Raw genomic sequence first — 23,874 nt, forward strand, 5'->3', positions numbered from 1 at the left:
TCATGATAAAATTCATATGCACGTATCACCTTTCTCTTTGACTTGTTTCTCGACAATTCAAGTATAAAAGAAATTGGTGATCACGTGCATTTTTTGTTCAATTGTTTGAGAACCCCAACATTTATTATAGAACCGTTTTTTCTATCACAGCTTACATCCCCTTTATTAAAATAAGGGATATTGTGCAAGAGCTCACTCTTGTACAATATCCCTTCATCGAAAAAGTATAGAAAACCGATTCATCACTGGATATATTTCCAGATGTATTCAACGTCTTCGTATAGCTGCTTCACTACAATTCATTTTCTAAAATTCGATCTATTATTCGTATGATTTCCTTTACAGATATATCTTCTTGTTCGTTTTTAGAGTAAATGGTTAACGGATATATTTCTAAGTCGGCTGTGACTAAATACCATATTACACGAAATCCGCCACTCTTTCCTTTGTTTGCATTTGGATTACTCAATCTGGTTTTATATACGACATTTCCTTTGGTTCTGGGAATTCGGTCCCCATATAATTTACCTTCTTCAAAATCCGCAAAAAGGGAATCGACTAAATCAACCACTACTGGATATTTTCTAGCGATTTTTAAAAGCTCTTTTTCGAACGCTTTAACGCCAAGCACTTTATACTCCATTATTTTTCTTCTAAGCTCTTCCTCACTCGGTTCATCATATCCTTATATGAATGTTTGGGTAGCTTTCCCTTTCTCATTTGGTCTACTTCTTTTATAGATTCTGTCAGTATTTTTTTACTATCTGCCTGATTGTCTTTTAAAATGGCCATTTCATTTTCCTCCTTCTCATCCACACATACCACATCCTTTCAGATTATATATATGTGTAAGTATGTAATGAGCATGATGATTTAAACATCGTTTTACTTTATTTTAAAAATAAGGGATATCACACAAGAAGTTCTCTTGTACAATATCCCTTACATCTTATTACACCTTAATCTCATAATGGAGACGGTGGGAGTCGAACCCACGTCCAAAGGCTCTGCTACTTCAGCGTCTACGCGTGTAGATTGACTACTTAGGTTTCGCGCAAGCATTCTGCCATCAATCAGGGCGTCCTGTGCGCTATTCCGGGAATCTCTTATGACACCCTCAGAATGCAGATGTCATCGTAGCTCACTAATAAGTGAACCTTACGCCTCCACATGAGCGATGGAAACGGAAGGTAGATTCAACAGCTTACGCTGCGAATGCTAGGTTGTTGTTTGTTTTGCCAGTTATTATTAACTGTCGTTTCTGACGGAGACGATCCCTCCGACGCGCGGCTCAAGCCCAGACCACCCCTGTCGAATCCGTAACGTCCCCGAAGGAAAGTCCGGAACCCAGGCCCGTTTCACTTAAAACGGCGGGTCGTACTTGATACTTCATCTAGTATATAATAAATCGGTTCGATTATCAATCTTGTTGATTGGATTTGAATACTCGCTGCATATCACGCTTATGCTCTTTTTCTTTCAAGTCTTGGCGCTTATCATAGAGTTTCTTCCCTTTACCTACACCGATCAATACTTTAGCGAAGCCGTTCTTTATATACATTTTCAACGGGATGATGGAATACCCTTGTTCTTTCATCGTACCTGCGAGTGAAGCTATTTGTTTTTTGTGCAACAGTAATTTCCGTACGCGGACGGGATCGTGGTTATGAATATTCCCTTGTTCATACGGACTGATGTGCATATTCGACAACCATGCTTCGTTATTACGGATTAGAATAAATGCGTCGCGCAACTGGACTTTCCCTTTGCGGATCGATTTGATTTCCGTTCCTTTTAGCACGATGCCTGCTTCAATCGTTTCTTCAATTGCGTAATCAAAGTTCGCCTTTTTATTGACGGCGAGTACTTTTCCAGATCCTTTGGCCATGCAACTTCCTCCTTGCTAGAAGACCGGAGACGTGCTCCAGTCTTATTTTTTCTTCGGTCGTTTCTTAGATTTCTTTGGCATACCTTCGTAAAACTTCTTCTTTGGCTTTTCGTACTTTTTATTGCGCTTGTCGCTAGAACTTTTCGCTCCGCCACCTGCACTTGGTTTACTACTAGACGCTTGGCTTCTTCCTCTGCCTGCACCTTGTCCTCTGCTCTTGCCTCTACTAGCTTGAATCACTGTTGGTGACTCTTTACGAGAACCTCTGAAGTTCTCTTTCATGCCGACGATTTCGAAGTCTACTGCTTGTTCTTCTGGTTTAACAGATGTCACACGCACTTTTACTTCGTCTCCGATACGGTATTGTTTCGCTGTCCGTTCGCCGATCATCATCATTTGGCGATCGTCGAAACGATAATAGTCGTCGTTCATATTTTTGACATGCACGAGTCCTTCTACCGTGTTCTCCAGTTCGACAAAGATTCCGAAGTTCGTCACAGAAGAAATAACGCCTTCAAACTCTTCTCCGATTTTATCTAACATGAACTGTGCTTTCTTCAGTGCGTTCGTATCACGCTCTGCGTCTACTGCACGGCGTTCGCGTTCAGACGTGTGTCGAGCAATCTCAGGCAGTGTAGCGGACCAATGTGCAACCGTTTGTGCCGACGTGTCTTTATTGAATAAATACGTACGGATCAGACGGTGAACGATTAAGTCTGGGTATCTTCTGATCGGTGCAGTGAAGTGCGTGTAGTATTCCGTAGACAAACCGAAGTGACCGATACTGTCTTCAAAGTACTTCGCTTGTTGCATCGAACGTAATAACATCGTTGAGATCAGTGATTGTTCTGGCATTCCTTCGATCGATTTAACGATTTCTTGCAATGCACCTGAATCGACTTCTTTCCCTGTTCCTTTGACGACGATACCAAATGTCGTAAGGAACTCGAAGAAGCGTTGTAATTTCTCTTCTTTAGGATCTTCGTGGATTCGGTATAAGAACGGTACTTTCATGCGGTCGAAGTGCTCGGCAACGGTTTCGTTGGCAGCTAGCATGAATTCCTCGATCAGACGTTCAGATACTGTACGCTCGACAATGATGACGTCTGTTGGCCATCCTTCTTCATCTACTAGAATTTTGGATTCTTTGAAGTCGAAGTCGATTGCACCACGATCTTGACGCTTCTTACGGAAAATGCTTGCCAGTTTAGCCATGTCGTTTAACATCGGGACGATTTCTTCGTATTTCTTTGAAAGTTCTTCGTCTTGATGATCGATGATTTGATACACTTCATCGTATGTCATACGGTAACTGGAATTGATAACACTCGGATAAATATCATGATCCATGACTTTACCATTCGCATCGACTTTCATTTCGCATGTCAATGTCAGGCGATCTTCTCCCGGATTGATAGAACAGATACCGTTAGACAAGCGATGCGGTAACATCGGAATGACGCGGTCTGTTAAATAGACACTCGTACCACGGTCTGCAGCTTCTACGTCCATTGGAGAGTTCTCTGTGACATAATAGCTGACGTCCGAAATATGCACAAATAGACGATAGGATCCGTTGTCTTCTTTGAAGACGGAAATCGCATCATCCAAGTCTTTTGCATCGGCACCGTCAATGGTCATCGTCAATTCTTTACGTAAATCTCTACGGCCTTCGAAGTCTTCTGGCTGAACTGTCGTCGGTACACTGTTCGCGTGTTCCATAACATCTTCAGGGAATTCGATTGCAATACCATGTTTGTGAATGATCGATAGGATGTCTACGCCTGGGTCGTTTTTATGCCCGAGAATCTGTGTGATCATGCCCGTTGCATTGTTTTCATCGGTTGGCCAGTTCGTAATTTCTGCGATCACTTTCTGACCGTCTACCGCTTCTAGTGAATGACCTTTTTCGATATATAAATCCATCGGCAATTTCTTATCATCTGGTAGAACGAAACCATAGCCTTCATGGGCTTGATACGTTCCGACGACTTGTGTCGTTTTACGCTCGACTACTTTCGTGATGACGCCTTCGCGACGATCTCCGAATGAGCTGCCGGATACGCGTACGAAGACGATGTCGCCGTTCATAGCGCCGTTTACTTCATGTGGTGGGATGAAGACATCATCGCCCTCTACTTCCTCTGGTACGACAAAGCCGAAGCCTTTTGCGTGACCGATAAATTTACCGCGAAGTAGATTCATTTGTTCAGGCAAGCCGTAACGGTTATTGCGTGAACGAACGATTTTCCCGCTCTGTTCTAATTGTACGAGCATTTTTACTAAGTCTTTAAATTCGTCCGCCTGTTCTAAGTTGAGTGCTTCTTGTATTTCGTGGACAGTGGACGGCATATAGGATTTGTCTTTTAATAAAGACATAACCCGTTCTTGTAACTCTTTTATATTTGGTTCCAAACAATCATCTCCTCCTTTTGTTTCTTTAGTTATATCTTCCCCTGTTTTCACTCTTGCCAATCAAGGGATTGTAAAAAATGTAGTACGTTTTCGTGAAGTTGTGCTTTTTCGGGACCTAGTGTAATGACGTGGCCGGATTCTTCGTACCATTGTAGTTCTTTGTCCGTGGATTCTGCTTCGTCATAGATGATTTGCGCGGAATTTGGATCGATTACGTCGTCATGACGTGATTGAACTACGAGTAATGGTGTGTAGATGCAGTCGACTTGGTTGCGTACGCCTTGTACCATCGATCGCAAACCGTCTAGACCTGGCATCGACTTCGTTTTTAAGTCGTCCATTTCTTCTTTGATTTGCTCGTCTGACAGGCCTGCGAACTTTTTGTAGTCTCGTGCATATTTCAGCACGCCTGACCACATCAAGTCAGTCGTTTTCATCGTCATCGGTGCACACATCGTGACGATGCCTTTGAGCGGAAATTGCGCTGCGAGTTTCAATGAGAATACACCGCCGAGCGATAATCCCGCCACCGCAATCTCATCATATCCTGCCTCTTTTAGCTCATTATATGCATCCAATACATCTTGCCACCACTGGTCAGGATTCGTCAGGATTAGTTCCTCAGGCGGCACACCATGACCTCGGTAATGTGGTGCTAATGAAGTATAATTATGTTTTTCTAGGAAGCGGCCGAGCATCCGCACGTCCGCGGATGTTCCTGTGAAACCATGCAACAGTAATACCGCACGTTTTCCATGTTGAAAGAAGAATGGTTTCGGTTGGGCAATTCGCATGTCTTTCGTTCCCTTCTACGAAAAGCGCCTGACCGTTCAAACATGGTCAGGCGCTTGCATTTTATATTTTCATAATCGCAATGGTTAGGACAAAAAATAAGACGGATAAGACGATTGTCGCTCTTTGTAGAACGAGATCTAATCCACGTGCTTTTTGTTTTCCGAAAAGTTGCTCTGCGCCTCCGGAGATGGCCCCTGACAGTCCCGCACTTTTACCGGATTGCAATAAAACGACTACTATTAATGCTATAGCTACGACTATCAGCGATGCTGTGAAAACTGCATGCATGTTTTTCCACCTCCAAAAATAGCAAGTTACAACATTTCTATTCTACCAAAGCAAGTCTCTCGGCACAACCTTTTGTTACAAATTATGCCGATTGACCAGTAGTAGCGTTTATTATTTATTCAAATTATAGAATGTGTCTTTGCCTAGGTACTGTGCCGTTTCAAACAATTGGTCTTCGATACGAAGCAATTGATTGTATTTCGCGACACGATCCGAACGAGAAGGTGCACCCGTTTTGATTTGGCCAGCGTTTGTTGCGACTGCGATATCTGCAATCGTGACGTCTTCTGATTCACCTGAACGGTGAGAGATGACTGCCGTATAGCCTGCGCGTTTCGCCATTTCAATCGCATCGAATGTTTCAGTCAATGTACCGATTTGGTTCACTTTGATAAGGATCGAGTTACTGATGCCTTCTTTAATTCCACGTGATAATTTTTCCGTGTTTGTCACGAATAGATCGTCACCGACTAATTGAACTGTATTGCCAAGACGTTCCGTCAATAGCTTGTGACCAGCCCAGTCGTTCTCGTCCAAACCGTCTTCGATTGATACGATTGGGTACTTTTCGCAAAGCTCTTCATACCAAGCAACCATTTCTTCAGATGTTTTACGAATATCTTCACCTGCAAGGTAGTAGTTATTTTGGTCTTTATCGTAGAACTCAGAAGAAGCTACGTCCATTGCCAGCAAGATATCTTCGCCTGCTTTGTACCCTGCTTTTTCGATTGCTTCGATAATCGTTGATAGTGCTTCTTCGTTAGAAGCTAAGTTCGGAGCAAATCCGCCTTCGTCTCCAACTGCTGTGTTCAAGCCTTTACTGTGAAGTACAGATTTTAGGCTGTGGAAAATTTCCGTACCCATGCGAAGTGCATGTCGGAAAGATTCTGCGCCAACTGGCATGATCATGAATTCCTGGATGTCAACGTTGTTATCTGCGTGCTCTCCACCGTTTAGGATATTCATCATCGGTACCGGCAATTGCTTCGCGTTGAATCCGCCAAGGTACTGGTACAATGGAACGTCTAGGTAATCTGCTGCTGCGTGTGCAACTGCCATAGATACTCCTAGGATTGCGTTCGCACCGAGCTTGCCTTTATTGTCTGTACCGTCTAATTCGATCAATGCTCTGTCGATGACGACTTGATCCAATACCGAATAGTTTTCTTCTAGTTCAGAAGAGATCACTTCATTGACATGATCGACTGCTTTCAATACGCCTTTACCGTTATAACGATTTTCGTCGCCGTCACGCAATTCTACCGCTTCATACTCCCCAGTAGATGCACCAGATGGTACGATGGCACGTCCAAAGGCACCGCTTTCTGTGAATACTTCTACTTCTACAGTTGGATTGCCTCGTGAATCCAATACTTCTCTAGCTTGAATGTGGGTAATGATTGGCATGAAAATCTCTCCTTAGAATAATGATTTTCCGGTCATTTCAACCGGTTGTGGAATTCCTAACATTTTCAACATCGTCGGTGCCAAGTCTGCAAGAATACCGTCTGTGCGCAGCACTACATCTGGATTCGTCACAATGACAGGTACAGGATTTGTCGTGTGCGCCGTCATAGGTTGTCCACCGATAGTAGTGACTTCATCCGCATTGCCGTGATCCGCTGTAATGATAGCCGATCCGCCTTTTGCAGATAAGGCATCAATGATTCGGCCTAAACAAGTATCGACCGTTTCAATGGCTTTAATCGTCGGCTCTAGCATTCCGCTATGACCGACCATATCCGGATTCGCGAAGTTCAGGATGATGGCATCTTGTCGTTCCGCTTCGATTTCCGCCACTAACGCATCTGTTACTTCGTATGCGCTCATTTCCGGTTGCAAATCGTACGTCGCGACTTTCGGCGAATTGATCAGAATGCGGGTTTCCCCTTCAAACGTCTCTTCGCGTCCGCCACTCATAAAGAACGTCACATGCGGATATTTTTCCGTTTCCGCAATACGCAACTGACGCTTGCCTTGGTCTTCTAGCACTTCACCGATTGTTTTGGTTAGATTGACATTATGAAATACAATGTCTGCTACTACATCATCATTATAATGCGTAAAGCCGACAAAATGTAAGTCCGTAAATTTTTTCACGCCGCGATCGAAGCCATCAAAGTCAGGTTGCGTTAAAGCGCGTGACAATTGAATCGCACGGTCTGGGCGGAAATTGAAGAATATAACCGCGTCTCCGTTATGAATCGTCGCTACTGGTTTGCCGTCTTGTTGAACGACAAATGGTTCGACAAACTCATCATGTATTTCTTCGGCATATGAAGCGCGGATTCCTTCTTCTGCTGAATCACAATGAGGTCCGATACCGTAGACCATCGCGTCATACGTTTTCTGCACGCGTTCCCAGCGCTTGTCGCGGTCCATCGCAAAATATCTGCCGGACACTGTCGCGATTTGGCCAACACCGACTTCTTCCATGACATCTTCTGTACGTTTGATATAAGGAAGTGCTGTCGTCGGTCCTACGTCACGTCCGTCGAGGAATGCATGCAAGTAGACACGCTCCACGCCATGTTCTTTCGCCATTTTCAATAAAGCGAATAAATGCTCATAATGACTGTGAACGCCGCCGTCAGATAGTAACCCCATCACGTGAAGTGCAGAGTCTTTCGTTTTGACGTGCTCCATCGTTTCAAGCAATGTCGCGTTATCAAAGAACTCGCCTTCACGAATCGACTTGTTGATGCGCGTCAAGCTTTGATAGACGATACGCCCAGCCCCAATGTTCAAGTGTCCTACTTCAGAGTTCCCCATTTGTCCTTCTGGTAACCCTACCGCTTCGCCACATGCCGTCAATGTTGCGTGAGGGTAGTTCTCCCACAGCAAATCAAAGTTTGGAATGTTAGATTGCGCTACCGCGTTGCCGTACGATTCATCTCGTAAGCCAAAACCGTCCAAGATAATTAACGCGACCGGTTTATTCGCCATGAGTTCCAGCCTCCACTAATTTTACGAATGCTGCCGGATCAAGACTTGCTCCTCCGACTAACGCACCGTCAATATTGTCCTTGCTAAGTAATTCAGCGATGTTTTCTGGTTTTACACTGCCGCCGTATTGAATACGCACTGCATCTGCTACATCTTTTGTATAAAGTGTTTCGACCTTATGACGGATCGCTGCACATACTTCATTGGCATCGTCAGCTGTTGCGGTTTTGCCTGTGCCGATTGCCCAGATAGGTTCGTACGCAATGACAGCTTGTTTCGCTTGTTCCGCTGTTACGCCGTGAAACGCTTTTTCTACTTGTGCGGAAACAATTGAAACCGTTTCAAGTGCTTCACGTTGTTCTAACGATTCCCCTACACAAACGATCGGTACGAGGTGATGGTTGAACGCTGCGAGTACTTTTTTATTTACCGTATCGTCTGTTTCATTGAAATACTGACGACGTTCAGAGTGTCCAAGAATGACATACTGTACGCCTAAGTCTTCCAGCATAGCTGGGCTGATTTCGCCTGTGAATGCCCCTTCGTCTGTATCATGCATCGTTTGAGCGCCTACTTTAATCGCAGTCGTTTCAAAACGTTGTTGTAAATCGTTCAGATACAATGCCGGAGGGCAAATGACTGCTTCGACTTGATCTGATGCCGTGAGTTGTTCTTTAATGTGTTCCGCAAAATCTGCAGCTTCACCAGATAATTTAAACATTTTCCAGTTGCCCGCAATTATTCGTTTTCGCAAAAGAATTCCTCCTTATTCTCGATCTTGTAGTACAGCGACTCCTGGCAATTCTTTGCCTTCCATGAACTCGAGTGAAGCGCCGCCACCTGTAGATACGTGATCCATTTGTTCTGCTACTTCAAACTTTTCCACAGCCGCTGCAGAGTCTCCTCCACCAATTACCGTGTAAGCTGCTGTTTCTGCCATCGCGTCAGCCACTGTTTTCGTACCGTTTGCGAATGGTTCCATTTCGAACACACCCATCGGCCCGTTCCAGATGACAAACTTCGAGTTTTTAATCACTTGCTCATAACGCGCTGCTGTTTCCGGTCCGATATCGAGACCCATCCAGCCTTCTGTAATCGCGTCGACTGAAACCGTTTTCGTTTCTGCATCCGCTGCAAACTTATTCGCTACGACTGCATCTGTCGGCAAGTATAAAGTCACTGCCCGTTGCTTCGCCTTTTCAATGAAAGACTTCGCCAACTCAACTTTATCTTCTTCTACTAGTGAATCTCCAGTTTCGTGACCTTGTGCGCGTGTGAATGTATATGACAATCCGCCACCAATTAACAAGTTGTCGACATTATCCAACAAATTATCAATAACGCCGATTTTATCTTTCACTTTCGCACCGCCAATGATCGCTGTGAACGGACGATCAGGATGAGACAAGGCTTTACCGAGAACATCTAATTCTTTCTCCAGTAAGAAGCCAAGAACGCCTGGTATGTACTCTGCAATGCCAGCAGTGGAAGCATGTGCGCGGTGCGCTGTTCCAAATGCGTCATTCACAAAGACGTCAGCAAGCTCTGCATATTGCTTGGACAGTTCTGCATCATTCTTTTCTTCGCCTGGATTAAAGCGAACGTTTTCCAGCAAGATCACGTCGCCGTCTTTCATTTCGGCAATCGCTTTTTCTACTTCTTCACCTATTGATGAATCGAGTTTCTTCACTGTTTTCCCAAGAAGCTCAGACAATTTATCGCCAGCAGGTGTCAAACGCATTTCTTCTTGTACTTCACCTCTAGGACGTCCGAGGTGGCTAGCTAAAATCACTTTTGCCCCTGCGTTTGTCATATATTCAATTGTTGGTAGTGCCGCTCTAATGCGTGTATCATCCGTTACCGCTCCGTCTTCCATCGGTACGTTGAAATCCACGCGACAAAATACGCGCTGGCCGTTCAATTTAATATCTCTGATCGTCTTTTTCATGTTCATACAATAAGTCCTCCTCGGCTTAAATACAAAAAGAGGAACGGGGTTCTCCGTTCCTCTCACCCATATTTATTCATTATAATCGGTTACTTGTGGAATGGCTACGATTTATAACAGAATTCATGGTTTTCTCGGCTTATAGGCCTTGTTTGCTCATATATCGTGCAAGATCGATACAACGAGCAGAGTAACCTGACTCATTATCGTACCAAGAAATTACTTTTACCATATTGTCTTCCATCACCATAGTAGACAATCCATCTACTGTGGAAGAAGCAGTGTTTCCATTGTAATCAACAGATACTAATGGCAAGTCACTGAAGAATAGAAGTCCTTTTAATTCGCCTTCAGAAGCTTTCTTCAATGCAGCGTTGACTTCTTCTACCGTTACGTCTTTTTCTAGTTCCGTTACAAAGTCCACAAGTGAAACGTTTGGAGTTGGCACACGTACGGCCATTCCATCTAGTTTCCCTTTCAGTTCAGGAATTACTTTCGTTACAGCAGAAGCTGCACCCGTTGTCGTTGGAATCATCGACACGCCAGCCGCACGCGCACGTCGGTAGTCGGAGTGTGGTAGATCAAGAATTTTCTGGTCGTTCGTATACGAGTGAATCGTCGTCATCATACCGCGCTTAACGCCGAATGAATCATTCAATACTTTCACGACAGGTGCTAAACAGTTTGTCGTACAAGACGCGTTCGATACGATGTGGTCGTTCGCTGCATCGTACGTTCCTTCATTGACACCCATCACAAGTGTCGTCATGTCACCTTGTGGCGGAGCTGATAAGATGACTTTCTTCGCACCTGCGTCGATGTGCTTTTGCAATGCTTCTTTTGAACGGAAGACACCTGTACAATCGATCACGATATCTACGCCAAGGTCTTTCCAAGGTAAGTTCGCAGGATCTTTTTCTGCAAACACGCTGATCTTTTTGTCATTTACCATGATTGAAGATTCATCTGATTGCACATCTGTATCAAAAATGCCGTGCACTGAATCATATTTCAATAAATGAGCCAACATCGCTGCGTCTGTCAAATCATTAATTGCCACTACTTCCACATCTTTTGTTGCAAATGCTTCGCGAAGTACCAATCGTCCAATTCGTCCAAATCCATTAATCGCTATTTTTACTGTCATACTAAATCGCCTCCGTTAAAGTGGTTGTTATGTTTTTGCCTTCTAGGCATTGTGTTCGCGTTTTACATGAGCGACAGCATATTTTCCGCTGCCCCTTCGTCTGTTACTAAAATCGTCTGAGACGGTGCACTGGCTAAATACGACAGCAGTGCTTCCGCTTTACTTGCCCCGCCGGCTACTGTGAGCACGAGCGGAACGTCTTGCAATTGCTCCATCTGAATTCCAACTGTACGAATCCGATGGACAATTTCACCTTGCTGATTGAAATAAAAGCCGAACGCTTCTCCCTTTGCTTGCCGATCCTGTAGAATCTGCTGTTCCTCTTCAGGAGAGTTTCGCAATACAGCCATTTTCGTCGCATTCCCGACACCGTGGATCACGCAATCGGTGCGACTATATAACTCCAGCATCTCTTTCGCAGCAGGCTCATGCTGGAATACCGCATGTGCTTCTTCACTCAAAGTATCTGGATAATAAAACGCTTTGTATGTTGCTTGACACGTTTCTGCAAACGAAGCAGCAATCATATTCGCCTGTAACCCAATTTCTTCCCCTACGCCACCTCTTGCTGCTATGAATTGCACATCCGGCAATTCGTCTTGCTGCATAAACGATGGAATCGCGGCTACTGAACTGCCGCCAGTTACTGCGACAATTTCATTGCCTTTAATGCGCGAGCGAAATTGTTTCGCTGCTTGCATACCGAGCAACTTTTTCGTTAAAGGTGAATCATCGGAATCCCCTTCTACTACATGTACTTTTAGAATGCCAAGACGCTCCGCCAACTCATTCGCAAGTTGACGTCTGCCCGATCTTTCCTCCATCGTATCATGCAATGCAAAGAGCACTTCTATACCTTTTTCTGTAGTCGATACGCCATCTTTCGCAATATGCACCAATTCCTGCTCTTTCAATAAATCAAGCATCGTGCGCGTTTCCCGCTCGGAATAACCAGACACAGAACTAAGTGTTCGTCTGCCAACAGGTCCCGACGCTTTGATTAGCTTCAACATATGGTAGCGTTGCTCGATCAACAGCGGAAGTTCAGGTATAAGTGCGAGTTGCGCTTCATAAAATGACAAGTTCACTCACATCACTCTTTTCAAGTGGGTTATATTTGATCCCCGTTGTTTATTCTTGTCCCACCTAGTGTAAAAAAATACTATACGTGAAGTATAGCATGTTTGAAAACGAAACACAACAAGAAAGCGTTTTCATTGTTCAATTAATTCCAAAACATCGACATAGCCGATATTTCCATATGCCAACACCTGTCCTTCGTGCTCGATGACCGGGATCATCAGCATATATTTCTCGTGGATTTCGTCATCTTCTTCTATATTGATCGTCTGCCACTCGAGTGGGTAATCTTCCGCGACCAAGTGAAGCATTCGTTCCGCTTCTTCGCATAGCTCACAATTGGGTTTTGTGTAGAATTGAATTTTCATATGTGGATCACCTCGTTTGTACTTATGATGGCATGGATTGGGTTGTTTTTCTAGGGATTTGCATTTTTTGGAGTGGGTGTTGAGGTTGAGGTTGAGGTTGGGATGGGGTATGAGCGGTTGTGGGGTTTGATAGAGCGGGTAACGTGGATTTATGAGCGGTTGTGGATTGGGATAGAGCGGATGGCATTGCGGATAGAGCGTTGGCAGGATGGGATTGAGCGGATTTTGTGATTCATTGATCGGAAATCGCAAATGCCAAAGATAGATGGCGCGGTGGATAGAATGTGGGAGGACGAGCTGTCGTGCCGCGGGCATTGAGCGGATACGCAGCTACATAGAGCGGATAACATGAAACTATGAGCGGTTGCGGATTGGGATTGAGCGGATGGCATTGCGGATAGAGCGCTGGCAGGATGGGATTGAGCGGGTTTTGTGATTCATTGAGCGGCAAACAGCAAATGCCAAAGATAGATGGCGCGGCGGATTGGATACGGGTGGACGAGCTGTCGTGCCGCGGGCATTGAGCGGATACGCAGCTACTTAGAGCGAATAACATGAAACTATGAGCGGCTGCGGATCGCGATAGAGCGGATAACGCTATGGATAGAGCGTTGGCAGGATGGGATTGAGCGGATTTTGTGATTCATTGAGCGGCAAACAGCAAATGCCAAAGATAGATGGCGCGGCGGATAGAATGTGGGAGGACGAGCTGTCGTGCCGCGGGCATTGAGCGGATACGCAGCTACATAGAGCGAATAACATGAAACTATGAGCGGCTATGGACCGCGATAGAGCGGATAGCACTACGTATAGAGCACTCGCGAAACTTCATAGAGCAGATAGCGTGAATCATTGAGCGCTTAGCCTATCTCCTTAAGCGCCCCGTGGCCACATAGAGCACTTAACCAACCAATCCAAACAAAAAAGTGACGATAACTCAAAATTCGAGTTATCGTCACTTCCCGCGAAGTAAGCTATTACCAACTTCGGCCTGCTCCGCCACCACCACCGGAACCACCGCCGCCGAAGCCACCAAAGCCCCCGCCGCCACTTCCACCTCCGAAGCCACCGCCACCGGAGCCAGGGAAGAATATCGGACCAACGCTCGATCGACCACCTGGACCGCCGCCACCGCCTCTTCCTCCACCGCCGAAAAAGATGCGGAAGAGAATATAGAGAACGATGATCACGAAAATAATCGATGGCATGCCTACGTCTTCTTCACCTTGCTCAGGGTATACGACTGGCAACTCATCGCCTTCGAGTCCGTATTCCGCGGCTATTTCATTATAGAAAGCTTTGTATGCTTCCATAATCGCGAGGTCTGGTTGTTCTTGCCTTAAATACGGCATCGCTAGTTCATCAATATAACGTCCCACTTTACCGTCAGGAAGTGCTCCTTCCAAACCGTAGCCGGTCGTTAAATAAAACTTCCGCTCAATACCTGCAGCTTCATTTTTTTCTGTGGAAACGACGAGCAATGCGCCGTTGTCCATTTCTTTATCGCCTAATTGCAATTCACGGAGCAAGCGTAATGCGTATTCCTCAACCGACTCGCCTTCTAGGGAATATACTGTACGAACAGCGAGTTCGGCTTTCGTTGCTGCTTGCAAGCGAATGCCATACTCTTCTATCTCTGCTTCTTGCTCGGGTGATAAAATGTCCGCATCGTCCACTACTACTTCTGTAATCGCATGAACGGTCGTAGTACCAGTAAGGGCCACTAGTAGTGCTACGAAGAACATGCAGATGCGGTTGATCACTTCGCGTCATCCCCAAAATCGACTGATGGCGGTTGTTGCGCCCCTTCGACCGCTTTGAAGTATTCTTTTTCATCGAATCCGAAGATCGAAGCAACGATTTTACCTGGGAATCGTTTAACGGTTCTATTAAAGACCGACACGACGTCGTTATAATCTTTGCGTGCAACCGCGATACGATTTTCCGTACCTGCTAATTCATCCATTAATTGTTGGAAGTTTTGATTCGCTTTTAAGTCAGGATAGTTTTCTACAACGACTAGTAAACGACTTAATGCGCTCGATAGTTCTGAATCTGCGGCTGCTTGTTCTTCAGGACCTTGTGCCCCGGCCATTTTACTACGTGCGTTGGCAATGTTTTCAAGCACCTCTTTTTCATGTGAGGCATACCCTTTCACTGTATTGACTAGGTTCGGGATTAAATCTACTCTACGTTGTAATTGCGTTTCAATCTGCGCATACGACTGGTCGACGTCTTCTTCTAGATTGACTAATTTGTTGTAAGAAGGAACGATCATAATCGCTGCGATTACTACTAACACTATGATGGCTATAAGCGGGCCAGCTACTTTCTTCATACATCACTACTCCTCTCATCATCTCATTAGTATGTACTTACCCTACTTCTTTCACTCACCAAACTTCCAGTTGCAATATTTTTAAAGTGAGTCATTGGGTTTATGTCCAGTTTACTTCCTATATATAAGCATAAACTACATACAATATGACGCATCTATTCAAATACATGTGCTTCTTGAGGAAATCTGCAAGAATATATTTTCAATTACCGCTTTACAGATATTTTTGAGTAAGTTATACTAATAAATGTTGCACGAAGGAAACAATATAGTACCAATCATGCATTAGAGTTGCATAAGGGAAACTATTGTTTTATATTATTACTTATAAAAAAACTATACTGCTTCTTGAGTAAAATAAAAGTTGTATTCCTTTTATCTGAAAGTTGCACTAGGGAAAGAAAAGAGGAGGAAACTGGATGATAGATCCGATAACGGTCAGCAATATAAGTGTTTCGTATGACGGCAATGAAGTCGTAAAAGACGTTTCGTTTTCATTTGGATCTGGTAGTTTGATTGGTGTTCTCGGGCCAAATGGTGCGGGTAAATCTACATTGATGAAAGCTATGCTTGGTCTTATCCATAAAGATCAGGGAGATGTAAAAATCGGTAGCAAGACGGTGGATTCCATGCGTAAGCAAATCGCTTATGTTCCTCAGCGTTCCAATATCGACTGGAACTTCCCGATCATTGTGAAAGATACGGTTTTACTAGGAACGTATCCAAAAATTGGTTTGCTAAGACGTCCGCGTAAAGCAGATAAAGAATGGGCAATGGAGTGTTTAAAGCAAGTAGGAATGGAAGGTTTCGCAAATCGCCAAATTGGTGAATTGTCGGGCGGCCAGCAACAACGGGTATTCCTTGCACGCGCACTAGCCCAAAAGGCGGACTACTTCTTTCTTGACGAACCATTTGTCGGAATTGACGTATCCAGTGAAGAAATCATTATTGGAATTTTGCGCGAAATGCGAGAGGCCGGCAAAGTGATTTTCGTTGTTCACCATGATTTGTCTAAAGTGAAAAAGTATTTTGATGGGTTGGTCCTCATTAATAAAGAGTTAATTGATGCAGGTCCTACTAGTAAAGTGTTCCAGTCAGACAATATGGCGAAAGCATATAACCGTGAATTTATGATCGACGGCTTGGAGGTTTCTATGTAATGGAGTTTATTCAAGACTTAATGACGTACGGTTTCTTACAGAAAGCATTGATTACGTCGATCATGGTCGGCATCATTTGTGGAGTCATTGGTAGTTTCATCGTTCTTCGAGGTATGGCTTTGATGGGTGATGCGATTTCCCATGCGGTTCTACCGGGTGTTGCCATTTCTTATATGCTTGGAATTAGTTATTTCTATGGTGCCGTGTTTACGGGTGTTCTTACCGCATTCAGCATCGGTGCCATATCTCAAAATAGTCGAATCAAGAATGACTCCTCTATCGGGATTGTCTTTTCAGCATTTTTTGCTCTCGGGATTATTTTAATCACACAAGCCAAAAGCGCGACGGACTTAACGCAGATTTTATTCGGTAACGTGTTATCTGTCCGTAGTTCTGATATGTGGCTGACATTGATCATTGGTGCCATTGTCATTTTAGTAGTCGTGTTGTTCTTTAAAGAACTTCTCGTTTCTAGTTTTGACGAGACGATGGCCGCAGCATACGGTTTGAAAACGCGTTTAATTCATTACGCGATTATGTTTTTATTAACGTTGGTTACAGTTGCTTCATTACAAACTGTTGGAGTAATTCTTGTTGTCTCTTTATTGATTACACCCGCTTCTACGGCGTATTTGTTAACGAATCGCCTATCCATCATGGTCGTACTGGCAGCATTTTTCGGTGCCGTGTCTTCCATCACTGGATTGTATTTCAGTTTTTTGTACAACATGCCATCCGGACCCGTGATCGCTTTAGCCGCGACAGCCATTTTCGTCCTGGCATTTTTATTCTCACCTAAACAAGGTGTTGTGGTCGGTATGTTCCGGAAGAAATTCAAACGTAAATCAATGACAGGCGCAACCGAGTAAGGGACCAACTGCCACGGCGGTAAAATAAATTTAATATCCATAAAGGAGTAGAGTGTATTACATGAAGAACTTAGCAAAGTGGCTAACGTTGTCATTGCTCGCTGTATTTATGTTAGCGGCATGCGGTAATGATGATGAAGGCAAAAAGACAGAAGGTACGGACGACGGAGACAAAGTAGCGGAAACAGGCGACAAGCTGAAAGTCGTTACGTCATTTACTATCATTGCGGATATGGCACGTGAAATCGGTGGGGACTACGTTGACGTATATAACTTAGTACCAACTGGAACGGACCCTCACGAATATGAGCCATTGCCGAATGATATTAAAGCGGCAACAGATGCTGACGTATTATTCTACAACGGTTTGAACCTGGAAGGCGGAGAAAAAGGCTGGTTCTTCAAAATGATGGATTCCGTCGGTCAGAAGGACGAAAATATTTTCAGCTTGACTGAAGATGTAGGACCGAAGTATATCGGTGGAGAAGACGGCACTGATGAGGAAATCAATCCACACGCGTTTATCGATCCAGCGGTTGGTGTCAAGATGGCAGAAGCTATGCGCGACGTATTGATTGAAAAGCACCCGACAGAGAGCGAAAAAATTCAAGCGCAAGGTGACAAATACGTAAAACGTCTTCAAGAATTGGATGATGAATTCGCAGAGCGTATTTCTACAATACCTGAAGAAAACCGTGTACTCGTAACAAGTGAACGTGCTTTCCAGTACTTGAATGATCACTACGGCTTAAAAGAAGCGTTTATCTGGGAAATCGATACAGAAGAGAATGGTTCTCCTAAACAAATTAAAGAACTCATTAACTATATCAAAGAGCACAAAGTTCCTGTGTTATTTGTAGAATCCAACGTAGACACTCGCCCAATGGAAACTGTTTCTGCAGAGACTGGCGTTCCAATTGCTGAAAAGCCGATCTACTCTGACGAAATCGGTAACCCAGGTGACGAGATTGATACGTATGTAAAATATTTGAGCTACAATATGGATCTCATTCATGATGAGTTGAGCAAAGAACGATAAGTAACTCGGTCAACCAACTCGAGATAAAAAGGAAGCCACACTCCCCTTGTGGCTTCCTTTTTTGTTTGTATAAAAGTATTGAATATATAAGTCTTAGCTTATATGCTATAGATACTAAAAACAAAGGAGTATTTTATGAATCCTAAACAAATGGAACGTTTCTTGAAAACGATTGGTGATCAATCCCGATTGCAATTATTGAAGGCATTGGAGCAAAAGCCTTTATGCATTTGTGATTTGAATACTTTACTAGACGTATCACAACCTGCAATTAGCCAGCATATGCACAGACTAAAGAGTGATGAAATTGTGCTGAATGAACGACGTGGACGTTGGGTGTTTTGGTCATTAAATGATTCCCATCCCCACTACTTGTTACTACAAGAATTATTGAAGTTATTACCGGTTCCTACTATTACATGTAGTCAGGAGGAGAATCGATGCAAATAATACTAGCTGCTACTATATTTCTACTCACGTTGGTCCTGGTTATTTGGCAACCGCGTAACCTATCCATCGGCTGGTCCGCTATCGCTGGTGCGGTTCTCGCCTTACTTTTTGGTGTCGTCAGCTTTACTGATGTCATCGATGTAACGTCTATCGTATGGAATGCTACATTAACGTTTGTTGCACTGATCATCATTTCCTTAATCCTCGATGAAATCGGATTTTTCGAATGGTCTGCATTACATATGGCGCGTTTTGCCAAAGGAAGCGGCGTGCGGATGTTTTTACTAGTCATCCTGCTTGGTGCCGGTGTATCGGCTTTATTCGCAAATGATGGAGCCGCATTAATACTCACGCCCATAGTTCTCGCGATGGTGCGTGCGCTTAATTTCAAAGAGAAAATGATCTTACCCTTCGTCATGGCGTCGGGATTCATTGCGGACACTACTTCCCTGCCATTTGTCGTCAGCAATCTCGTGAATATCGTCTCTGCTGACTTCTTCGGCATCGGCTTCGCTGAATACGCGAGCCGTATGATCATTCCGAATTTCTTCAGTCTTGGCGCAAGTATTGTCGTGTTGTATTTGTACTTCCGCAAATCGATACCGAAACGTTTTGATGAGAAATTGCTACGTACACCTGCCAGTGCGATACGTGATGATAAACTATTCCGTATTTCCTGGATAGTACTCGGCGTATTATTGTTCGGCTACTTCATTAGCGAATCACTAGGTTTACCGGTCTCCTTCATCGCAGGTTCCATTGCGATCATATTCTTGCTGATCGCAAGGACAAGCGAAGCGGTGCAGACTAAAACGGTAATCAAAGGCGCACCCTGGGCTATTGTGTTCTTTTCTATCGGGATGTACGTAGTTGTCTATGGATTGCGCAATGCAGGATTGACGTCTGTACTGACAGGTTTGATCGAGTGGACATCGAGCCATGGCTTGTATGCTGCAACGATTAGCATGGGGTTCATTGCAGCGATCCTATCGTCGATTATGAATAATATGCCGACTGTCATGATCGACGCGCTCGCAATCCAAGATGCCGCGGTTCCGCCTGATGTGCGAGAAGCGCTAATCTATGCGAACGTCATCGGCTCAGATCTAGGACCGAAGATGACACCCATCGGCTCACTAGCGACGTTGCTTTGGTTACATGTGCTATCGTTAAAAGGCGTGCGTATTTCATGGGGCTATTATTTCAAGGTAGGTATCGTATTGACTGTGCCTACGCTTCTAATTACGTTGACGGGGTTATGGTGGTGGCTTTCGGTTTCTTGAAAGTAAGGAAGGCCAAGGATTGGCACTTCCCCTATTTAGATACTAGCGAACTCTCACAAACGTTTATGCTGATCTCCGGAGCATTACTTTGGTTCTCAATTTCTATCGATGATTTATCCATAGGAAAAAGTAAACAAAATGAATATAACGAATTAAAAAAGAACACACTCAATGAGATTACTTACATGTTCTCTCATTAAGTGTGTTCTATTTAAATGTTTCCAACAGCATAAAAAAACAACGATTGTCTGCACGATCCAATTGGACCATGGCAAACAACCGTTGTTTAGATAGAACCTTGATGCCCTCGGCGGGAGTCGAACCCACATTTTGAGCTTCGGAGGCTCACGTGCTATCCATTGCACCACGAGGACTAAACGTGTAGTATCAAACTTTAACTATAATTACTCCACTACAGAAAAAAGCTTTTCTTCTGTAAGAGACATCTTCCATTATATCGTAGAATATAATGAAAAGCAATGTGTATTTTTAAGGCAAATGATTTGACCTTTGTTGACCTTAATAGGTAAAATACAGTTATAGTTGAAATACGAAATGATTTCAACCGAACGAATATTATGAAGTAATTAAAGGAGGAAGTCTAATTGAATCTAATTCCTACAGTTATTGAACAAACAAACCGTGGTGAGCGAGCGTACGATATCTACTCTCGTCTATTGAAAGACCGTATTATCATGTTGGGGAGCGGTATTGACGACAACGTAGCAAACTCCATCGTGGCACAACTGCTATTCTTGGAAGCTGAAGATCCAGAGAAAGATATCTCCATTTATATCAACAGCCCAGGTGGAAGCATCACAGCAGGTATGGCAATCTATGATACAATGCAATACATCAAACCAGACATCCGCACAATCTGTGTAGGAATGGCAGCATCTATGGGTGCATTCTTGCTAACAGCTGGTACAGAAGGTAAACGTTACGCTCTGCCAAACGCAGAAGTAATGATTCACCAACCACTAGGTGGCGCACAAGGTCAGGCAACTGAAATCGAAATCGCTGCAAAACGCATCTTGCACCTACGTGAAAAACTAAACCAAATCCTATCCGATCGCACGGGTCAGCCAATCGACGTCATCGCAAAAGACACAGACCGCGATAACTTCATGACTGCCGAACGCGCTAAAGAATACGGTCTAATCGACCACGTTCTAGAACGCAGCGACATCGAAAAGAAATAAATACCACAGGTTGTCGCAGAAAGCCAAAAGGCCTTCCGCGACAACCTTTTTATTTTGTATTTTTATTTAGGTTTTGGTTTTGGTTTTATCTTTACCAATCAAATGGACTAGCTCTCTAACTCCAGAAAGAGACACTTTTTGGTCGGAGTGAGAGCCGTGGCGAAGTACGGCTTTTGCGAGTAAAAGCGAAGCGTTAGAAGCACATCTTTGCACTTAAGGCGGCGACTCCGGGAGGATCAGCGTGAGTTCGAGACCCTGGACTGAACGAAGTGAAGGAAGCGGCTCGGGCCACGCCCTCCGGAAAGCGTCCGCCTGGAACGCAGACCAACAACTTCTCCACGTCTCCCCTCCCTTATACCAAAAAACAAAAAAAGATGACGAAACCTCAAAAGGTCATCGCCACCCATATCCAACTCATTGCTCATCTTCCACTAAATCAGCCAAATTCTGAAGAGCTAACTCCTCATCGATCCCGTCCGTAATCAACGTGATCTCCGTACCCTTCGCAATCGCCAAACTCATAATCCCCATGATGCTCTTCGCATTCACCTGACGACTATCCTTCTTCAAATAAATATCAGCCGAATACTTATTGGCCTCCTGTACAAATAACGCTGCCTGCCTCGCTTGTAAACCGGGTTTAATCCCTACTGTAATTGTTTTTTCTACCATATTGTGTGCTCCTTTTCTTCCTCTTCTCATGAAGGATCTACTAGTAATTTAACGTAATCGATCTGCGATTTCTTCAATCTTACGCAAACGATGATTGACACCTGATTTACTGACCGGTGCACCCGTCACCAGCTCGCCTAACTCCTTTAGCGTCACATCTTGGTGCGTGACACGTAATTGAGCAATCTCTTGCAGACGTTCTGGTAATTGATCTAAACCAATCGTGCGTTCAATCAACTTAATATTTTCAACTTGTCTTTGTGCTGCACCGATCGTCTTATTCAGATTGGCCGTTTCACAATTGACTAGCCGATTTACACTGTTGCGCATATCACGCATGATCCGCACATCCTCAAATTTCATAAGAGATACATGCGCACCAATGATGCCAAGAAAATCGGATATTTTTTCTGCTTCTTTAAGATACGCAATAAATCCTTTTTTCCGTTCAATTGATTTCGCGTTCAAATGGAAATGGTTCATCAACTCAACAAGTGATTGACTATGTTCTTGATAGCTCGAGAAGACTTCCAAATGATAAGAAGACGTCTCCGGATTATTCACGGAACCTCCTGCCAGGAAAGCTCCCCGTAAGTATGCGCGTGCACAGCAATCTTTTTCAATTAACTGTGGATCGATCGTATTGATCATTTGGAAATCATGCGTCATGATCGATAATTCTTCCAATAAGTGCTTAGCCCCATCACGGATTCGGCAAATATAGACATTATTTTTCTTTAAGCGCATTTTTTTTCGTACAAGCAATTCCACTTTATATGGATACAACGCCTTCATGTTCGAATACAGACGACGCGCAATAGATGCATTTTCTGTTTGAACGTCAAGACTTAGTTGTTTATTAGAAAAAGACATGACACCATTCATACGGATGAATGCCGCAATTTCTGATTTCGTACAGCAGTCATCCGCCTCAATCTGCGTCAATTCTTTTTTCGTTTTGGATGCAAAAGACATGATATTCCCCCTCTTCGGCGATCTTCATATCTATCCGCCTTCTACGTTCTCTCTATATAACGCATCAACATATCTGATACTTCCATCGTTTTATGCATAATCGTTCCATCTAATATTGTCGCGATCTCCTGCACAAATACTTCAGACACTAGTGATTGCAGTATTTCTAAGTCGTTCTCTACAAGCCAAGGCTCTTCATTTTCATTCAGGTTATACGTACGTCTGAACGCTTCTGCATTATTCACTAGTACTGCATCAAGAAAAGGTTCTCCCGCGTGATCATAGAGCGCCTGAACATGCTCAGAAGCAGTATAACGATAAGTTTCGCCACGTTGCGTCGTTAAATTACCAACATAGACCTTTTTTGCAGTACTTTCGAGAATTGCTTCGCGGATATCCTGCACTAAAAGTGTTGGCAAAGTACTAGTATACAAGCTTCCCGGCCCAAATACGATTAAATCTGCATTTTTTATCGTATCGGCTGTTTCCGGCAAAGGTTTTACATCTTGAGGCGTGATAAAAACGTTACGGATCTTCCTTCCATAGAGAGGAATTTTCGATTCACCTGTAATGATTGAACCATCTTCGAGCTCGGCATGCAAGGTAATTCGCTGATTTGCTGCAGGTAATACTGTTCCTTTAATATTCAGAACAACGCCCATCTGCTCAACTGCACGTGCGAAATCACCCGTGATAGTCGTTAGGGCTGTAAGCATTAAATTACCAAGAGAATGTCCCTTCAAACCATCCGTTCCCTCAAATCGATGCTGGAACATTTTCTCAATCATCGGCTCCACATCTGAAAGCGCTGCCATAACCTGTCTTATATCTCCAGGTGGCGGGACGTTATACTGGTCGAGTAAACGGCCTGAACTTCCCCCGTCATCCGCCACCGTAACAATCGCTGTCAGTTCAATTGGGTAGCGTTTTAAACCGCGAAGGATATTGGATAATCCTGTGCCGCCACCGAACACAACAACTCTTTTCATCGTAGTGGATTGCATATTCATG

General features: G+C 44.0%; 24 protein-coding genes, 1 tRNA gene and 1 other RNA gene. 6 read left to right on the forward strand and 20 right to left on the reverse strand.

The window, feature by feature from the left end:
* Positions 1–292: 292 nt before the first annotated feature.
* From CSV68_RS13910 to CSV68_RS13980, 16 genes are all read right to left on the reverse strand, one after another.
* A complete protein-coding gene (locus CSV68_RS13910) occupies positions 293–643 on the reverse strand; it encodes a type II toxin-antitoxin system RelE/ParE family toxin (RefSeq protein WP_099662437.1) in 351 nt (116 codons plus the stop codon).
* The gene (locus CSV68_RS17215) at positions 643–792 is read right to left on the reverse strand and encodes a hypothetical protein (RefSeq protein ID WP_156890526.1); all 150 of its coding nucleotides are present in this window, start codon (positions 790–792) and stop codon (positions 643–645) included. Before CSV68_RS17215 ends, CSV68_RS13910 begins: the two co-directional genes overlap by 1 nt.
* Before the next feature lie 176 nt (positions 793–968).
* Positions 969–1,330, reverse strand: a transfer-messenger RNA (tmRNA) gene (gene ssrA / locus CSV68_RS13915).
* A gap of 90 nt (positions 1,331–1,420) precedes the next feature.
* Positions 1,421–1,888, reverse strand: coding sequence for an SsrA-binding protein SmpB (gene smpB, locus CSV68_RS13920; protein WP_099635172.1), 468 nt, complete (start codon positions 1,886–1,888; stop codon positions 1,421–1,423).
* Between the two features lie 42 nt (positions 1,889–1,930).
* Positions 1,931–4,267, reverse strand: a complete 2,337-nt coding sequence (gene rnr / locus CSV68_RS13925; protein WP_233192931.1) for a ribonuclease R — start codon at positions 4,265–4,267, stop codon at positions 1,931–1,933.
* Positions 4,268–4,350: 83 nt separating this feature from the next.
* Positions 4,351–5,097 carry an alpha/beta hydrolase gene (locus CSV68_RS13930; RefSeq protein ID WP_099662439.1) on the reverse strand — a complete coding sequence of 249 codons (747 nt, stop codon included), beginning with the start codon at positions 5,095–5,097 and terminating at the stop codon, positions 4,351–4,353.
* A gap of 61 nt (positions 5,098–5,158) precedes the next feature.
* A complete protein-coding gene (gene secG, locus CSV68_RS13935; RefSeq protein WP_029054061.1) occupies positions 5,159–5,386 on the reverse strand; it encodes a preprotein translocase subunit SecG in 228 nt (75 codons plus the stop codon).
* Between the two features lie 111 nt (positions 5,387–5,497).
* On the reverse strand, positions 5,498–6,793 hold the full coding sequence (gene eno / locus CSV68_RS13940; protein WP_099635175.1) for a phosphopyruvate hydratase: 1,296 nt from the start codon (positions 6,791–6,793) through the stop codon (positions 5,498–5,500).
* A 12-nt stretch (positions 6,794–6,805) separates the two neighbouring features.
* The gene (gene gpmI / locus CSV68_RS13945) at positions 6,806–8,332 is read right to left on the reverse strand and encodes a 2,3-bisphosphoglycerate-independent phosphoglycerate mutase (protein ID WP_099662440.1); all 1,527 of its coding nucleotides are present in this window, start codon (positions 8,330–8,332) and stop codon (positions 6,806–6,808) included.
* Positions 8,322–9,086, reverse strand: coding sequence for a triose-phosphate isomerase (tpiA, locus tag CSV68_RS13950; RefSeq protein ID WP_099662441.1), 765 nt, complete (start codon positions 9,084–9,086; stop codon positions 8,322–8,324). The genes gpmI and tpiA overlap by 11 nt, the downstream gene beginning before the upstream one ends.
* Before the next feature lie 12 nt (positions 9,087–9,098).
* Positions 9,099–10,286, reverse strand: coding sequence for a phosphoglycerate kinase (locus tag CSV68_RS13955; protein ID WP_099662442.1), 1,188 nt, complete (start codon positions 10,284–10,286; stop codon positions 9,099–9,101).
* Between the two features lie 133 nt (positions 10,287–10,419).
* Positions 10,420–11,427, reverse strand: a complete 1,008-nt coding sequence (gene gap, locus CSV68_RS13960) for a type I glyceraldehyde-3-phosphate dehydrogenase (RefSeq protein WP_099635179.1) — start codon at positions 11,425–11,427, stop codon at positions 10,420–10,422.
* Positions 11,428–11,489: 62 nt separating this feature from the next.
* On the reverse strand, positions 11,490–12,515 hold the full coding sequence (locus tag CSV68_RS13965) for a sugar-binding transcriptional regulator (protein ID WP_099635180.1): 1,026 nt from the start codon (positions 12,513–12,515) through the stop codon (positions 11,490–11,492).
* Positions 12,516–12,641: 126 nt separating this feature from the next.
* Positions 12,642–12,875, reverse strand: a complete 234-nt coding sequence (locus CSV68_RS13970; RefSeq protein WP_099662443.1) for a glutaredoxin family protein — start codon at positions 12,873–12,875, stop codon at positions 12,642–12,644.
* 977 nt (positions 12,876–13,852) lie between these two features.
* Positions 13,853–14,638 carry a TPM domain-containing protein gene (locus tag CSV68_RS13975; RefSeq protein WP_099635182.1) on the reverse strand — a complete coding sequence of 262 codons (786 nt, stop codon included), beginning with the start codon at positions 14,636–14,638 and terminating at the stop codon, positions 13,853–13,855.
* On the reverse strand, positions 14,635–15,213 hold the full coding sequence (locus tag CSV68_RS13980; RefSeq protein WP_099635183.1) for a LemA family protein: 579 nt from the start codon (positions 15,211–15,213) through the stop codon (positions 14,635–14,637). The genes CSV68_RS13975 and CSV68_RS13980 overlap by 4 nt, the downstream gene beginning before the upstream one ends.
* 419 nt (positions 15,214–15,632) lie before the next feature.
* On the opposite strand from CSV68_RS13980, the gene CSV68_RS13985 reads away from it, so the two are divergent.
* From CSV68_RS13985 to CSV68_RS14005, 5 genes are all read left to right on the forward strand, one after another.
* Positions 15,633–16,373, forward strand: a complete 741-nt coding sequence (locus CSV68_RS13985; protein WP_099635184.1) for a metal ABC transporter ATP-binding protein — start codon at positions 15,633–15,635, stop codon at positions 16,371–16,373.
* Positions 16,373–17,242, forward strand: a complete 870-nt coding sequence (locus CSV68_RS13990) for a metal ABC transporter permease (RefSeq protein ID WP_099662444.1) — start codon at positions 16,373–16,375, stop codon at positions 17,240–17,242. The genes CSV68_RS13985 and CSV68_RS13990 overlap by 1 nt, the downstream gene beginning before the upstream one ends.
* A 61-nt stretch (positions 17,243–17,303) precedes the next feature.
* Positions 17,304–18,281 carry a metal ABC transporter solute-binding protein, Zn/Mn family gene (locus CSV68_RS13995; protein ID WP_199175035.1) on the forward strand — a complete coding sequence of 326 codons (978 nt, stop codon included), beginning with the start codon at positions 17,304–17,306 and terminating at the stop codon, positions 18,279–18,281.
* A gap of 135 nt (positions 18,282–18,416) precedes the next feature.
* A complete protein-coding gene (locus CSV68_RS14000) occupies positions 18,417–18,731 on the forward strand; it encodes an ArsR/SmtB family transcription factor (RefSeq protein ID WP_099662446.1) in 315 nt (104 codons plus the stop codon).
* On the forward strand, positions 18,722–20,014 hold the full coding sequence (locus tag CSV68_RS14005) for an arsenic transporter (RefSeq protein ID WP_099662447.1): 1,293 nt from the start codon (positions 18,722–18,724) through the stop codon (positions 20,012–20,014). Before CSV68_RS14000 ends, CSV68_RS14005 begins: the two co-directional genes overlap by 10 nt.
* Positions 20,015–20,316: 302 nt before the next feature.
* Here the strand turns inward: CSV68_RS14005 and CSV68_RS14015 are convergent.
* Positions 20,317–20,388 (reverse strand) — tRNA-Arg (locus CSV68_RS14015).
* Positions 20,389–20,619: 231 nt separating this feature from the next.
* Here CSV68_RS14015 and clpP point away from each other — a divergent pair.
* Positions 20,620–21,216, forward strand: coding sequence for an ATP-dependent Clp endopeptidase proteolytic subunit ClpP (gene clpP, locus CSV68_RS14020; RefSeq protein ID WP_099635190.1), 597 nt, complete (start codon positions 20,620–20,622; stop codon positions 21,214–21,216).
* A gap of 414 nt (positions 21,217–21,630) precedes the next feature.
* On the opposite strand, the gene CSV68_RS14025 is transcribed toward clpP, so the two are convergent.
* Genes CSV68_RS14025 through CSV68_RS14035 form a run of 3 tightly spaced genes read right to left on the reverse strand, consistent with a single transcriptional unit; the run spans position 21,631 to position 23,867 of the window.
* Complete coding sequence (locus CSV68_RS14025; RefSeq protein ID WP_099635191.1) at positions 21,631–21,888, reverse strand: HPr family phosphocarrier protein; 258 nt, start codon at positions 21,886–21,888, stop codon at positions 21,631–21,633.
* Positions 21,889–21,936: 48 nt separating this feature from the next.
* On the reverse strand, positions 21,937–22,863 hold the full coding sequence (gene whiA, locus CSV68_RS14030; RefSeq protein ID WP_099635192.1) for a DNA-binding protein WhiA: 927 nt from the start codon (positions 22,861–22,863) through the stop codon (positions 21,937–21,939).
* Positions 22,864–22,904: 41 nt separating this feature from the next.
* Positions 22,905–23,867, reverse strand: coding sequence for a gluconeogenesis factor YvcK family protein (locus CSV68_RS14035; protein ID WP_369823541.1), 963 nt, complete (start codon positions 23,865–23,867; stop codon positions 22,905–22,907).
* Positions 23,868–23,874 lie beyond the last annotated feature (7 nt).

Source organism: Sporosarcina sp. P29 (assembly GCF_002743265.1).
Lineage (GTDB): Bacteria > Bacillota > Bacilli > Bacillales_A > Planococcaceae > Sporosarcina.